The organism is Desulfallas sp. Bu1-1, assembly GCF_015594625.1.
GTDB lineage: Bacteria > Bacillota > Desulfotomaculia > Desulfotomaculales > Desulfallaceae > JADNRQ01.
Window position 1 is genome coordinate 49420 of the sequence record NZ_JADNRQ010000010.1, and the last position, 14435, is coordinate 63854.

12 protein-coding genes are annotated in these 14435 nt (G+C 59.1%); 1 reads left to right on the forward strand and 11 read right to left on the reverse strand.

Features of this window, described 5'->3' with window-relative positions; all coding sequences use genetic code 11:
- Positions 1-7 precede the first annotated feature (7 nt).
- From argF to argC, 5 genes are all read right to left on the reverse strand, one after another.
- Positions 8-964, reverse strand: coding sequence for an ornithine carbamoyltransferase (argF, locus tag IT084_RS10695; RefSeq protein WP_195712857.1), 957 nt, complete (start codon positions 962-964; stop codon positions 8-10).
- An 84-nt stretch (positions 965-1048) separates the two neighbouring features.
- Positions 1049-2239, reverse strand: coding sequence for an acetylornithine transaminase (locus IT084_RS10700; protein ID WP_195712858.1), 1191 nt, complete (start codon positions 2237-2239; stop codon positions 1049-1051).
- Positions 2240-2251: 12 nt separating this feature from the next.
- Positions 2252-3139 (reverse strand): acetylglutamate kinase, encoded by an 888-nt coding sequence (gene argB, locus IT084_RS10705; protein ID WP_195712859.1) that lies wholly within the window; start codon positions 3137-3139, stop codon positions 2252-2254.
- Between the two features lie 102 nt (positions 3140-3241).
- Positions 3242-4450 carry a bifunctional glutamate N-acetyltransferase/amino-acid acetyltransferase ArgJ gene (argJ, locus tag IT084_RS10710; RefSeq protein ID WP_195712860.1) on the reverse strand — a complete coding sequence of 403 codons (1209 nt, stop codon included), beginning with the start codon at positions 4448-4450 and terminating at the stop codon, positions 3242-3244.
- A 192-nt stretch (positions 4451-4642) separates the two neighbouring features.
- The gene (gene argC / locus IT084_RS10715; protein WP_195712861.1) at positions 4643-5686 is read right to left on the reverse strand and encodes an N-acetyl-gamma-glutamyl-phosphate reductase; all 1044 of its coding nucleotides are present in this window, start codon (positions 5684-5686) and stop codon (positions 4643-4645) included.
- A 151-nt stretch (positions 5687-5837) separates the two neighbouring features.
- Here argC and IT084_RS10720 point away from each other — a divergent pair, with 151 nt between their 5' ends.
- Complete coding sequence (locus IT084_RS10720; RefSeq protein ID WP_195712862.1) at positions 5838-6053, forward strand: hypothetical protein; 216 nt, start codon at positions 5838-5840, stop codon at positions 6051-6053.
- Between the two features lie 234 nt (positions 6054-6287).
- Here IT084_RS10720 and IT084_RS10725 read toward each other — a convergent pair whose 3' ends face one another.
- The 6 genes from IT084_RS10725 to IT084_RS10750 are packed head-to-tail and all read right to left on the reverse strand — an operon-like array spanning position 6288 to position 14367.
- On the reverse strand, positions 6288-7403 hold the full coding sequence (locus tag IT084_RS10725; RefSeq protein ID WP_195712863.1) for a hypothetical protein: 1116 nt from the start codon (positions 7401-7403) through the stop codon (positions 6288-6290).
- A gap of 2 nt (positions 7404-7405) precedes the next feature.
- Positions 7406-8608 carry a glycosyltransferase gene (locus tag IT084_RS10730; RefSeq protein ID WP_195712864.1) on the reverse strand — a complete coding sequence of 401 codons (1203 nt, stop codon included), beginning with the start codon at positions 8606-8608 and terminating at the stop codon, positions 7406-7408.
- Positions 8609-8649: 41 nt separating this feature from the next.
- Entirely contained in the window at positions 8650-9501 is an 852-nt protein-coding gene (gene otsB / locus IT084_RS10735) for a trehalose-phosphatase (protein ID WP_195712865.1), read from the reverse strand.
- Positions 9476-10999, reverse strand: coding sequence for a trehalose-6-phosphate synthase (locus IT084_RS10740; protein ID WP_195712866.1), 1524 nt, complete (start codon positions 10997-10999; stop codon positions 9476-9478). The genes otsB and IT084_RS10740 overlap by 26 nt, the downstream gene beginning before the upstream one ends.
- Before the next feature lie 15 nt (positions 11000-11014).
- Complete coding sequence (locus IT084_RS10745) at positions 11015-13198, reverse strand: amylo-alpha-1,6-glucosidase (RefSeq protein WP_195712867.1); 2184 nt, start codon at positions 13196-13198, stop codon at positions 11015-11017.
- Between the two features lie 11 nt (positions 13199-13209).
- On the reverse strand, positions 13210-14367 hold the full coding sequence (locus tag IT084_RS10750; protein WP_195712868.1) for a glycosyltransferase family 4 protein: 1158 nt from the start codon (positions 14365-14367) through the stop codon (positions 13210-13212).
- Positions 14368-14435 lie beyond the last annotated feature (68 nt).

Genomic DNA, 14435 nt, shown 5'->3' on the forward strand with positions numbered 1-14435 from the left:
CTCCCTCCTATTTCGCCATCAACAGCGCCATTACGGCTTTCTGGGCATGCAGGCGGTTTTCGGCCTCGTCGAACACCACCGAATGCGGCCCGTCAATAATCTCGGCCGCCACTTCCTCGCCGCGGTGGGCGGGCAGGCAGTGTAAAAATATGTAGTCCGGCTTTGCCCCGGCAACCAGCCGCCCGTTCACCTGGTAGGGGGCGAATACTTTTAACCGCGCCTGCTGTTCATTTTCCTGTCCCATGCTGGCCCACACGTCGGTGACCACCACGTCCGCCCCGGACACCGCCTCGGCCGGGTCGGTGGTGATGGTGACGGTGGCTCCCGTTTCCCCGGCATCATCCCGGGCGGTTGCAACAATTTCCTCCCTCGGCTGGTAGCCCTCCGGCGAGGCCACGCTGATATGCACGCCCGTCTTGGCGCAGCCGAAGAGCAGAGAATGGCAGACGTTGTTACCGTCGCCCACGTAAGCCAGCTTGAGTCCCGCCAGCCTTCCCTTGTGCTCCCGCACCGTGAGCAAATCGGCCAGAATCTGGCAGGGATGCAGCAGGTCGGTCAGGCCGTTGATCACCGGCACCGGCGCGTGTTCCGCCAGTTCCTCCACGTCGCTCTGGGCAAAGGTGCGAATCATAATGCCATCCACGTACCGGCCCAGCACGCGCCCGGTGTCGGCAATGGTTTCCCCCCGTCCCAGCTGCAGGTCGCCCGCGTTCAGGTACAGGGCGTGCCCGCCCAGCTGAAACATGCCCACCTCAAAGCTCACCCTGGTCCGGGTGGAGGATTTCTGAAAAATCATGGCCAGCGTCATCCCCTTGAGCAACTCATGGGGCTCTCCGCGTTTTTGTTTCTGTTTCAGTTCCGCGGCGAAATCCAGCATGAACTCGATTTCCCGGGGGCTAAAGTCATGCAGGGAGAGCAAATCCCTGCCCTTCAGGCTATCTCTTAATGAATTTGTGGAATTCATTTTCCATCACCCGTTTCAATCTTTTTGCCGTTCTCCCAGTTTCACCATTCAAGCAACTTGAGGGCATGCCTGTCGCCAGCCGCGTCACATGGTGCTTAACACACCGTCCATAATCTCCAGGGCCCGGTCCACGTCCTCCATGGTGATGACCAGCGGCGGGGTAAACCTCAACACGTTGCCGCCCGCGCAGTTGATCAACAGCCCCTGTTCCCGGCAGCGGTCGACAATGCCGCCGCCCTCCACGGCCAGTTCCATGCCCAGCAGCAGGCCCAGCCCGCGTACTTCCTTGATGAACGAGTATTTATTCTTCAGTGCCGTTAATTTTTCCTTAAAGTATTCCCCCACCCGGGCACAATTTTGCACCACGCCTTCCTCAAGCAAAACCCGCATGGCCGCCAGCCCCGCTGCGCAGGCCAGCGGGTTGCCGCCAAAGGTGCTGGCGTGGTCGCCGGGCTTGAACGCCGCGGCCACTTCCTCCCCGGCCAGCATGGCGCCGATGGGGAACCCGCCGCCCAGGGCCTTGGCCAGGGTGATGATGTCGGGCTCCACACCGTAGTGCTGGTAAGCCAGGAACTTGCCGGTGCGCCCCAGCCCGCACTGCACTTCGTCAAAAATCAGCAGCAGCCCGTTCCGGTCGCACAATTCCCGCACACCGGCCAGGTACTCCGGGGTCGCCACGTTGACGCCGCCCTCCCCTTGCACCGGTTCCAGCATCACGGCGCAAGTTTGGGGTCCGGCGGCCCGGCGCAGCGCGTCCAGGTCGTTGAAGGGAACGTACTTGAACCCCGCCGGCAGCGGCTCAAAACCCTGCCGGTACTTGGCTTGCCCGGTAGCCGTGATGGTGGCCAGGGTGCGCCCGTGGAACGATTTTTCCGCCGTGATGATCTCATACCTTTCCGGCCCGTACTTTTGCTTGGCATACTTGCGGGCCAGTTTGATGGCACCCTCGTTGGCCTCGGCCCCGCTGTTACAGAAGAAAGCCCGGTCGCAGCAGGAGTTTTGCACCAGCAATTCCGCCAGCCTGGCCTGGGACTCGATGTAATAAAGATTGCTCACGTGCATCAGCCGGGCGGCCTGTTCCTGCACCGCCCGCACCACGGCCGGGTGACAGTGACCCAGGGAATTGACCGCAATGCCGGCCACAAAGTCCAGGTACTCCCGGCCTTCCGCATCCCACAGGCGCACCCCCTCGCCCCGCACTGGCGCCAGGCCGGTACGCCCGTACGTGTGCATCACATATTTATCACTTAACTGGATAATTTCTCCGGTTTTCATACCCAGGCCCCCTTATTTAATCACCATGGTGCCGACGCCGCTGTCGGTAAATACCTCCAGCAGTATGGAATGCGGCACCCGGCCGTCCAAAATATGCGTGGTACTGACCCCTCCCCGCAGGGCGGACACACAGCATTCCACCTTGGGAATCATCCCCCCGTCGATAATGCCCCGTTCAATCAGCCCGGGCACCTCGTCCACGGAAACCGTGGAAATCAGGGAACTCTTATCGTTCCTGTCCGCCAGGATGCCTTCGACATCGGTGAGAATAATCAGTTTATCCGCCTTCAGGGCCTCGGCCAGCACGCCGGCGGCGCTGTCGGCGTTGACGTTGTAACTTGCGCCCCCCTCGCCCACGGCCACCGGGGCCACCACGGGAATATACCCCTCGCGGATGACGGTGGTTAAAATGCCGGGGTTGACCTGTTTCACCTCTCCCACATGACCGATGTCCACCAGTTCCTCGGCGCCGTCCGGGGTGCGCACCCGGCCCAGTTTCTTTTCGGCCACCAGCAGGTTGCCGTCCTTGCCGGAAAGCCCCACCGCATTTCCGCCGATATCGTTGATCATCCCCACGATATCCTTGTTGATTTTGCCCACCAGCACCATCTGGGCGATCTCCATCGTTTCATCGTCCGTAACCCGCAAACCGCCCACGAAACTGCTCTCTTTACCCACTTTTTTCAGCATGCCGGTGATTTCCGGCCCGCCGCCGTGGACAATCACCGGGTGCATACCCACGTATTTCATTAATACACAATCGGTAAGCACGGCCTTTTTCAGCTCGCAGTTGAGCATGGCGTGACCGCCGTATTTGATGACCACCGTCTTACCGTAAAACTTTTTGATGTATGGCAGAGCCTCCACCAGGATGCCCGCCTTTTCCATGGCGCTCGCCACCCCTCCCCCTCCTTTCAGGGGTCAGGCCTTTCCTAACTATCATAACTGTTAAATTCAGATATTCAGATTAAAAAGTTATTACAGTTATGACAGGCCTGACCCCTATGTGCGGTAGCTGCCGTTGATGCGCACGTAATCGTACGTAAGGTCGCAGCCCCAGGCGGTGGCGCCGGCGTCGCCGGTTTTCATATCGATGGTAATTACGACGTGTTTTCCGGCCAGCGCCCGGGCCGCCCGCTCCTCGCTGAACGGCAGTACCGCCCCGTTTTCAGCCACCTTCTCGTCCCCGATGAAAACATCCACCGCATCCGGGTCGAAATCGGCTCCCGAGTAGCCCACGGCGCAAAGCACCCGGCCCCAGTTGGCGTCTTCGCCGAATACGGCGGACTTGACCAGGTTGGAAGCGGCCACCGCCCGGGCTGCGGTCCTCGCGTCCCGTTCGGTGCGCGCGCCCCGCACCCGCACTTCCAGCAGCTTGGTGGCTCCTTCACCGTCCCTGGCAATGGCCACGGCCAGATTGCGGCACACTTCCTCCAGCGCGGCGCAAAACGCGGTGAAATCCGGACCCTCGCCGTCGATGACCCGGTTGCCCGCAGCGCCGTTGGCCAGCGCCACCACCATGTCATTGGTGCTGGTATCGCCGTCCACGGTGATCATGTTGAAAGTGCGTTCCACGGCCTGCAGCAAAGCTTTGTCCAGCCACCCGGGGGCGATTGCGGCGTCGGTGGTGATAAATCCCAGCATGGTGGCCATGTTGGGGTGAATCATGCCCGACCCTTTGGCCATACCCCCGACAACCGTTTCCCGGCCTCCCAGTTCCAGCGTTACCGCCGCCTCTTTGGCAAAGGTATCCGTGGTCATGATAGCTTCGGCGGCATCCGAACAACCCTCCCGGCTCAGTTCCGCCACCGCCCGCTCAATGCCCGGCAGCACCTTATCCATGGGCAGCGGCTGGCCGATTACCCCGGTTGACCCCACCAGCACCTGCTGCGCCGGAACCCCCAGCAACTCACCGGCCCTGGCCGCCATGGCCCGGGCGTCCTCCAAACCCCGGGGGCCGTTGCAGGCGTTGGCGTTGCCGCTGTTCACCACCACGGCCCGGGCCCTGCCGGACTCGATGTGCCGCATGGTCAGCTGCACGGGGGCCGCCTTGACCCTGTTGGTGGTGAACACCCCGGCGGCAGCAGCCTCCCGGTCGGAAAAGATAACAGCCACGTCCTTCTTGCCGTTCTTGATTCCGGCCGACACGCCGGCGGCTGTAAACCCCCGGGGAGCCGTTACCCCGCCGGGTATTTGTTTTACTTTAGGCATAGTTTCTGTTCCTCCTGTATAACTCCAAGCATAACACAGAATAACATACTTGATTTAACTGCAAAAACACCACAGCGCCAGGCGATCCGGCGGATTTCTGGAGTGAGTGGAACGAGCGATTGACACGCCGGAGCGCAGGTTCTAAACACAGCAAAGATCGCCGGTCCTGAAAACGATAAGCTTAACTATAAATTACGGGTATAGCCCGGGCCTATCCAGCCCCGTGGTCTCGGGCAGCCCGAACATCAAATTCATATTCTGCACGGCCTGGCCGGCCGCCCCCTTGATCAGATTGTCAATGGCCGAAATGACCACGACCCGCCCGGTACGCGGGTCCACCACTGGCACGATGTCACAGTGGTTCGACCCGGTCACGGCCTTGGTCTGGGGCAATATACCGGGGGGCAGCAAACGAACGAAGAACTCGCTCCTATAGAATTCCTCGTAAACGGAACGGACCTGTTCCAGGGTCATTTCCTGCTTCAAACCGGCATACATGGTGCTTAGAATGCCCCTGTTCATGGGTGTCAGATGCGGGGTAAAGGACACCACCACATCTTCCCCGGCAAGCTTGCTCAGTTCCTGTTCGATCTCGGGGGTGTGCCGGTGGACCCCCACGTTATAGGCGCGGAAGTTTTCATTGACTTCGCTGAAATGGGTGCCCAGGGAAAGGCCCCGGCCGGCTCCCGATACCCCCGACTTACTGTCGATAATGATACTGCCGGGATCAATCAATCCATTGCGCAGCAGCGGCGCCAGCCCCAGGATCACACTGGTGGGATAGCAGCCGGGGTTGCCCACCAGGGAGGCCGAACGGATTTTATCCCGGTGAATTTCCGGCAGGCCGTATACTGCCTGCTCCAACAGTTTCTCCCCGGAATGTTCCACCTTATACCACTGCTCGTAAACATCCCGGCGGCCAAAGCGAAAGTCCGCACCCAGGTCGATAAACTTCTTCCCCCGCCCCAGCACCTCCCCGGCTACCGGCACGGCGTGCCCGTGGGGCAGGGCCGTGAACACCACGTCCGCTTTATCCGCGAGGGCCGGCAGGTCGAGTTCCCGGCACTCCAGCATGACGTATTTATATAAATGAGGGTATACTTCGCAAAAGGCCTTGCCACCGTAACTTTGGGTAACAAGCGCCACCAGCTCGACTTGCGGGTGCGCCGATAGAATCCGCACCAGTTCCGCGCCGGCATATCCCGTTGCGCCGATAATACCGACCTTGATTTTCATCAAAAGCCCCCCTCCACAACAATAAAATAATTATACGCTCCGGTGTATAAAAATACAACTCTTTTTCTTATCTCTTCCATGCACAAACTGCAACCGCTCTTCATAAATTACCTGTAACTGTAAAATTATTTAAGGAGGTAACGGATAAGCAATGCCTAACAATAGCCAAAACTTTTTCAAACATCCCCTGATCACTTTAATGTTGCTGCTTGCCGCCAGCACTCCCGATCCACAGGGAAGGCTGAACAATCTGGGTCAAGCGATCAACTCATTGCGCGATGCGATCAACAGTATCAACGTGGGAATGGAGACCTTTCATTCCCAGGTCGTGCCGCTGTTTCTGCGCCAGCCGGAACAAAAAAAATAACAGTAACCACAAACGGCCCGGTTGTGTTTCATTCGGCGTAGAGTCACCGGGCCGTTTACGCGCGGGCCGGTTGTTTTCTGCACGGCCGGCCCGCTCCCGCAACATCTTATGTAAGTATGCACCCCCGCTGTTTAAAGCCAATCATTCGCTTGAGCCTTTAACAAATTCTTTCTGTAAAGTTTGCATTTTTCCTGCATTTTTTGAATATCCGCCGAACCGGGTTATGATATAAAATTATACGCCCGTGGTCACCGAATCCCTTAATCTCTGAGCCAGCGTAAAAGGGTCGGCGGAAACTACCGAAGCGGCGTACAGTTCCATGCCCCCGAAATCGGCGGTACGCCCCAGGGCATCGCCCCGGTCCACCACCCGGGCCAGGAGCGGAAACCCTTCCCAGTCCTCGGGGACCGGTCCCGGCGGAGGCAGGTAAACCGCCACGTTAAAGCTTGTGGTGCCGGTTTGCCGCAGGCATTCCAAAACCCGGCCCACTGCCCGGCCCAGCCGGTGGAGTCTTGCCAGTGCGGATTCACCTGCCATAATAATCCATGTTTCCTTCTCTTTAACGGGCGTAAGGGAAGGGAAATACCACGCCTCTCCGGTTTCAACAACCAGCCCCACGGCCCGGTGCGCCACGCACAGGTCGCCGAAATAGTTGGTACCGAAGCATTCGCGGTAAGCCTGTCCCGCCCGGCGCAGTTGTTCGATTTTGGGGTAGTGCATCCCCCCGGTGACGGTAACCTGTAAATGCCCGTGCACCACCGACGAACCGGCGGGCCACAGACAGTTCCACATTAGAAAAGGATACAGGGGCTCCTTTTCTCCACCGGCACCGGCCTGTTCCAGCACCCTTTGAAACCACCGGCCCGCCAGGGCGAAATATTCCGCCACCCGGCCGGAGTCAAACGTCAATGGATTGTGCTCATCCGGAATAATCAGGCCATGCCAGCGGTCGTACTTGGCGACGTTGGCGGCGGTTATCGCGCCGTTGCCGGCCAGCCGGCCAAATATGTCGGCGGTGGTTTTTTCCCGGGGGCGGCAAAAGGCACAGTTCTCCCTTTGCTCCTCAATAATCTCGCCCAGGCGTTTTCCCCCGGCGCGGGACAAGGGACGCATGCCGCGCAGGTTGTTGAACAACGTGCCTTCCAGGGTAACCCGGTTGGTTATTTTCACCAGGCGCTGCTTTTCCACCGCCGCCGGGTCGCCGAATTTTTCCCCGGCCCAGTTGCGGATTCCTTCGGGCAGCACCAGTTCACCTGTATATTCCCGGATATCAAACAAGCGGTTAAAAATAGTGCGGGGATAACCCTTCAAACCCTGCACCAGTGAACCAATATCTGTAATCCGCGGCAAGTTTATTTGCTCCTCTCCGCCAGCAGCAACTCCAGCCAACGCTTGAGGTAAACCGGCAGAATAAAATTGCGCCGCACGTGCTCCCGGCCGGCCCGGCCCAGCCCGGCAGCCCAATCCGGGTTTTGCAGCAACCGGATCACCGCTTCGGCCACCGCCCGGTCGCCCTCCGCAGCCAGGCCGGTTTGGCCGCTCAGCACCTGGGTGCGAATACCGCCCACCGGAGTAGCCACCACGGGACGCCCCTTCCACAACCCCTCGGTCACGGTTAAACCAAACCCCTCCCGCACCGATTTTTGCACGATTACGGCCGCGGACCGCTGCAGCACGTTAATTTCCAGGTCGGCGGTCGGGGGCAACTCCAAAACAAATATATCGGGGTCATTGTTTGCTTCCCGCCGCACCTCGGCCAGCACCCGGGCACCCTCGGGGTCGTCGCCGGCACCCCCGCCGGCCAGCACCAACCGGCAGGGTACTTTTTCCCGGACCATGCGGAAGGACCTGATCACGCCCAGGGGATCCTTCAGCCGGTCAAAACGGGAAACCTGCACCACCAGGGGCAGGTCGCCGGGCACCCCCAACCGCTCCAGCACGCTCCGGCGCTCGTCCTCGGGCACCTCCCTGTTTTTTTCACTCAGGGGATCGATGGCCGGGGGCATTACATAAACCCGGTTGCCCAGGTCTTTAACGTATTCGTTTAAATGATAAACCACCCCGTCGCAACGGGCGGCGTAGACGCGTAAAAACTCCCAAACCCGCCGGTCCACATCCACCGGGTCGATATGGCAGTACCAGATCCACCGGCCGGGATGCCCTTCCCTGATTTCAGCCAGGCCCAGGGGCTGCTGGTCGTGCAGAACAACAAAATCGGCCCCGTCGTCCACCAGGTGATGGTTTTGCCGGGATACTTCCCTGTAGGTCTCAAACATTTTTTCATGCAACTGCACGGGCAGCCCGTGAAAGGCATTGTGGAACGTCTTGGTCACCATAAAAAAATCTTCCGTGCCCTGCAACACGTCCCAGCGGGGGTCAAGCCCCACGTCCATCATCAGGGGCACCAATCTTTTCAGGATCTCGGCCACCCCGCCACCCACCGCCGCAGAATTAATGTGCTGAATTCCGACCCCGCGCAGGGATCGACCCAACCGGCGAATGTTCTCGATCTGCTCACGCCCGGTGATGGGGGCGTAATCATTTAATCCGGCCAAACTGCTATTCTCCTCCCTGACCTTGGTGTATTACTTGGCGATCAGTGCGACTTGTTGCGATTGGCGCCCGGCACCACTGTTGCGATTTCGGATAAGAGGCACCGGACAAACACCCGCACTTCCCCGGGATTGCGCAGGCGGTAGCGGGCCATGGATGCCCGGGGCTCCTGAGCCACCAGCACGGTAATCCCCCTGCCCGCCAGGGCGGCAAAGGCATGTTCGTCGGTAATATCGTCACCCAAATACACCGGCAACGCGTCCGGAAACTCGTCCCAAAGGCGCAACACCGCATTGCCTTTGTGCACGCTCCGGGGACATATTTCCAGCACCTTTTTCCCGGACAGAAAAGTTAAACCGTACGTACGGGCCAGGCCGCGCGCCGCCTCCCGGAAGGCTTTCAACACCGCCGGCGTTTCGCCCGGATCGGCCAACCGGTAATGCAGGGCCAGGGAATACTTTTTTTCTTCCAGCCAAAACCCCGGCCTGCCCGCCAGCACGGGGCGCAGCGCCGCCGCCAGCTCCGCCGGCGCCGGAGTGGCTTCGGGCGCCAGGGACAGCACCCCGGCGGCGCCCGGAATCTGCAATTCCGCGCCGTGACCGCCGGCCAGGTACAAACCGGGCACTGGAAACATTCCGGCCAGGCCGGCCAGGTCCCGGCCGCTGACAAGCGCCACCCGTATTTCCGGCGTCGTCGCCAGAGCGCCCACCAACCGGACCAGTTGCGGATCCGGCCGGGCTTCCCCGGGCGTGGGAGCTATGGGCACCAGGGTGCCGTCGTAATCAAAAAACAGAAAAATTCGCTTCATTCCACCCAGCATTGCGGCCAGCGCCCGGGGAGCCACCAGGGAAGGCTGCTTGGTGCGGGTTTTAACCATCCGGCTGTTGCTTGGCAATGAAACCACCCGCTGCAATCCGGGTGCCGGCGGAAGTTTTGGCGGGCGGCGTGCCCGCGTCACCCCGGGCCAGGCCGGCCAAAACACCACGCCACCACCACTGGAGATCATATTGCCGCACGGATCGCTGTAACAGGATCATTCTGGCTTTTTGTTCCTTCTCCGGCATGTCCACGGCTTTTTTTATCTTTTCAGCCAGTTCAAACCGGTCATAAGGGTTAACCAAAATACAGCCCTTCAATTGTTCGGCCGCCCCGGCAAAGGGGCTCAGCACAAGCGCCCCGTCGCCGCCGGTGCGGCAGGCCACGTATTCCTTGGCCACCAGGTTTAGACCATCCCGCAACGGAGTGACCAGCATTACATCAGCGGCGCAATAATGCGCCACCAGGTCCGCCGGGTCCAGGGCGCTGAACTTGTACCGCACCGGCACTTGCCAGCCGGAGGAAAACTTTCCGTTGATGTTGCCCACCATTTCCTCCACTTTGCTGCGCAGGCCGGCATAACTCCGCACTTCGGTGCGGCTGGGCACGGCCACCTGCAAAAAGGCAACCTTGTTCCGGTATTCCGGGTAGCGGCTGAAAAACTCCCCTATACCACGTAATTTCTCAATAATTCCCTTGGTATAGTCCAGCCGCTCCACGCTGAGCACCAGCCGCCGGGCGCCCACCTCCCGCCTGATTTGTCCGGCCCTTCGCCTGGTTTGTTCCGCCCGGGCCAGTTCCTCAAATTTCGTATAATCGATACCGATGGGCAGGGCGCGGACCAGAATGTTCCTGTTTTGCCACCTGATCAGCCCCCTGGCGTAATCCACTTCCGCCTTGAGCAGCCTTTCCACCACCCTGAGGAAATTTTCCACGTAGCCGGGCAGGTGAAAGGCAAGCAGGTCACATCCCAGCAGCCCTTGCAAAATATCCCCGCCCCAGGGCAGCGCGCTGTATATTTCCCGGGGGGGAAAGGGAATGTGCAGGAAAAAGGCGATTTTCCCACCATAACCCTTGTTTTTGAGCATACCGGGAACAAGGGTCAAGTGGTAATCGTGCACCCACACCAATGCATCTTCCGCAGCTTCCATTAACGCGGATTCGGTAAAGATCCGGTTGACCCGCACATAGCTCTGCCAGTTATGATGGTCAAAAACAGCCTTTTCGATAAAACAATGAAACAACGGCCACAGGCAATCGTTGGCAAAACCGTGGTAATACTGTTCGTATTCCTCCCGGCTAAGGATTACTTCCCGTAATGCGTAGGTGGCCTGTTCCAGGGGTACGGGCAAACGCTTTCCCACCCGGGATTGTTCCGCGATCCGCCCTCCCCAGCCGATCCAAGTGCCGCCACAGGCGGTCATAACCGGTTCCAGGGCGGAAACCAGCCCGCTTACCGCCCGGGTGGCCGTTATTTCCCCGTCCCCGCCCTGTAAAACATAGGGGGCGCGGTTGGATAGCACAACCAAATTTTTCAACCCGGCTTGGCGCACCTGAAACTCCAACAACTTACGCATTGTATCCACCTCCGGTCAGGGTTCCATAATCACCCTCACATTGCCTTCACGCCGCAAAACGCTGCAGTAGGTCCTGCCCTCCTTACGGGCAAACTCCAAATCCACCACACCGCCGCCCGCGCGCAGGTTGTAAAGAACCACATTGTTCAACCAGCCGGGCAGCACCGGGCGCCCGACACGCAGGTTCCGCCCGCGGCATTCGATGCCCAACAGGGCCTGCAGCAGCAGGAAGATGCTGCCAACGGCCCAGGCCTGGGGATCGCAGGCCGTGGGAAAGCGAACCGGTCCCGCCGCCCCCCGCCGGGTAAACCCGCAGAATAGTTCGGGCAACCGGTTATACGGGAAAAATGCCGCGGCCCGGTACAGGCCGTCGGCCAGCCTGCCCATTTCCTCAAACCGGCCGTAACGGCGCAACCCCCGGGCAATAATGACGTTGTCATGGGGCCACACCGAACCATTGTGATAACTCATGGGGTTATAGGGGTATTCCTGGGCGCTCATGGTGCGGATACCCCAGCCGGAATACATATCCTCCGCAAAAAGCCTGCGGACCACCAGCGCCGCCTTGTCTTCCGGCAAAATCCCGGTAAACAGGCAGTGGCCGGGGTTGGAAACAGTGCAGCATACCTGTTGTTTTTTTCCGTCCAGGGCAAAGGCCAGATATTGCTCCCCGGGCAGCCAAAAATGCCGGATAAATTTTTGCTGTAACACCTCCGCCCGGCCTTCCAGGTCCCGGGCCCGGTCCCGGTTGCCCAAAGCACGGAGCAGCCCGGCGGCCCGCCGCAGGGCCAGGTAATAATAAGCCTGCACTTCCACCAGGGCGATGGGACCCTCGGGAATAACGCCCCGCCGGTCAACCACCCCATCCCAGGAATCCTTCCAGCCCTGGTTAACCAGGCCCCGCTCGGATTCCTTGATATATTCTATAAACCCGTCGCCATCCAGATCCCCATACCGGCTGCACCATCTTAGCGCCATATTAAGAGCGGGCGCCAATTCCGTTGCAAAATCCAAGTCGCCGGTCCAGTAATAGTATTCCGAAAGCAGAATAATAAACCAGAGAGTGGAATCCACCGATCCAAAATAAGGCGTATGGGGCACTTCCCCGGCGGAAGCCATTTCGCCGAACCGGATTTCATGGAGAATCTTGCCCGGCCTTTCCTCCCGCCAGGCGTCCACTCCCTTGCCCTGCAGCGCGGCCAGGAATCTCAGCGTATTGCGGGCAATATCGGAATTGAGCAACAAAGTCTGCCAGGAGGTGATCAAGGCGTCCCGCCCGAAAGGAGCCCCGTACCAGGGAATGCCCGCCTCGACAATGGAACCCAACCCCGGGTAATGCGTGGTCAGGGCACGTAAATCCGTAATGTAGCATCTGATCATTTCATTGAATATTTCGTTGTCGGTAACGAAACTGGTGCATCTCTGCTGCCAGTGGCTGTATTCCTCGATCAGTTCACGAGCGGAGCGGTGAAATAGTTCTTTGAGATCGGAAACATCTACGTTACCACCCCCGCCACCTTCCAGCACCCGGGGAGATACCCGCATGAACAGGTATTGTTTTTCCCGCGGCGGCAGGAGGAAAGAAAAAGTCACTTCCGCGCGCATCCCGTTGATTACAACCCGGTCCGGAGACCGGGAAAACAGAATCTCGGTCAGGCGCCTTTTACCGTCCAACCCGTCGTAGAAGAAACAGATCCCGCCGGAAACAAGTTGCGGGGCCAGCAAGTCACCCCGGCGCGGTCTTTTGAGCCCCCGGATCTCGAAAACATCCAAATAATCGGCACCCAACACCAGCTTAAGCCGCAGCCGGGCGTGGAAATTGTTGAAATTGATCAGCCGGAAGCGCTGCAGGAACGAATCCCGGAGCACCCGGGAAATGCGCAGGTGCACGGTTTGCAGCGGCAGCACCCGCTCTTCTCCGGCGGATATTTCGTGGTTGGTCAGTTCAATTTGCGCGTAATGGCTGTCCCGGGTAACCCCTGAAAGCAGCACCGGCCTGGTATTTTCCAGCCATATTTCATGGCAACTCAAAAACCGGGTGTCCTGGTAATATAATCCCAGCTCACCGGGGTTTTCCGCGGGTATCTCGCCGGAGGGCAGCGACGTTAAAAACATGCGTCCCTCTTTGAGCACTTCGGTTACGTTTTTGATGTCCTCCGGGGTGATGCCCCATTCTTCCTGTTTTACCACAGTACTCATGGTTCAACCTTTCACAATTTGGTTCCGCCAACTTCCCGGTAAAACGCCAGCGTGGCTTCCACCATGGTTTCCTGGTCGAAACGGTTCTCCACAACGGCCCGGCCCAAGCGCCCCATTTTTGCGACCAGCCCGGGGTCGCCCAGCAGTTGCAGGCATCGCCTGGCCAGTTGCAGGTGATCATGCATTTCCACAATAAAACCATTGACTCCGTCCGTAATTATTTCAGGCATGCCGCCGGCCCGGCTGACCACGATGGGCTTGCCGCTGGCGTTCGCCTCCAACAAAGCCAACCCGAACGGTTCCTCAAAACAGGAGGGATAAATGCAAAACTCGGCGTCCCGGTAAACACCAGGCATTTGATCCCAGGGAATAAACTCGATATGTACATTATAGTGCAGGTTATACTCCTTTATACGACAGGCAATCTCTTCCATGTAGCTTTCTCTTAAATGCAGCCAGTCCACCATATGGCCTGTACCGGCCATAACCAGCAACACGGCGGGGAAATCAGCCTTAATTATTTTCAACGCCTCAATAGCAACATGCGTACCCTTGTCGTAACACATCCGGGCCGGGTGAAAAATCACCCTCCGGCCCGCAAACCTCCCCCGCCCCGGCCCGGGCTTGAACTGCGCGGTGTCTATGCCGTGGTGGATGACCCTGATCCGGTCCGGGTTGTAACCCATGCCGGCCAATTCTTTTTTGATGTAATGGCTGACGGCGATTACTCCGTCCCATTGGCCGGCCAGTTCGCTCATCCGGCGGCCCAGCTCGTCATGCCAGACATTATGCGCCGTAAGCACCATGGGAAGGCCGGTTTGGGCCTTTATCTCCACCAGCGCTTCCGCATGAACCGGGCTAAAGTAGTGAAAGTTATGGGCATGTACAATGTCAGGCCGGGCTTCCCGGATAAAAGCCGTCAACCTTTCCCTTATGGCCGGGGCGCAGGCCGCCAGTCGATCCCCGGACAGTTCATTTAAATCCATCAGCGGAGTACGGTACACCCTGACGCCCCTGTAGTCCTCACTACCCGGGCGGCCTTGCGCCGGGCAAGTTAATATGTGGACCTCCAAACCCCGTTTCACCAGGCTTGGCCCAAGTATGGCCAGGTGAGTTTCCACCCCTCCGATCATGGGCGGGAAGGCCCAGTGCAGCATGGCGACACGCATCCCGCTTCACACCCCCCGACCAAATAAATATGCCACACAATGTTGTTCATGCGCGTGATGATCTATCG

Coding starts and splice junctions, on each gene's coding strand:
- argF (WP_195712857.1), bottom strand. CDS start 964: ATGAATTCCACAAATTCATTAAGAGATAGCCTGAAGGGCAGGGATTTG.
- IT084_RS10700 (WP_195712858.1), bottom strand. CDS start 2,239: ATGAAAACCGGAGAAATTATCCAGTTAAGTGATAAATATGTGATGCAC.
- argJ (WP_195712860.1), bottom strand. CDS start 4,450: ATGCCTAAAGTAAAACAAATACCCGGCGGGGTAACGGCTCCCCGGGGG.
- argC (WP_195712861.1), bottom strand. CDS start 5,686: ATGAAAATCAAGGTCGGTATTATCGGCGCAACGGGATATGCCGGCGCG.
- IT084_RS10720 (WP_195712862.1), top strand. CDS start 5,838: ATGCCTAACAATAGCCAAAACTTTTTCAAACATCCCCTGATCACTTTA.
- IT084_RS10740 (WP_195712866.1), bottom strand. CDS start 10,999: ATGCGTAAGTTGTTGGAGTTTCAGGTGCGCCAAGCCGGGTTGAAAAAT.
- IT084_RS10745 (WP_195712867.1), bottom strand. CDS start 13,198: ATGAGTACTGTGGTAAAACAGGAAGAATGGGGCATCACCCCGGAGGAC.
- IT084_RS10750 (WP_195712868.1), bottom strand. CDS start 14,367: ATGCGTGTCGCCATGCTGCACTGGGCCTTCCCGCCCATGATCGGAGGG.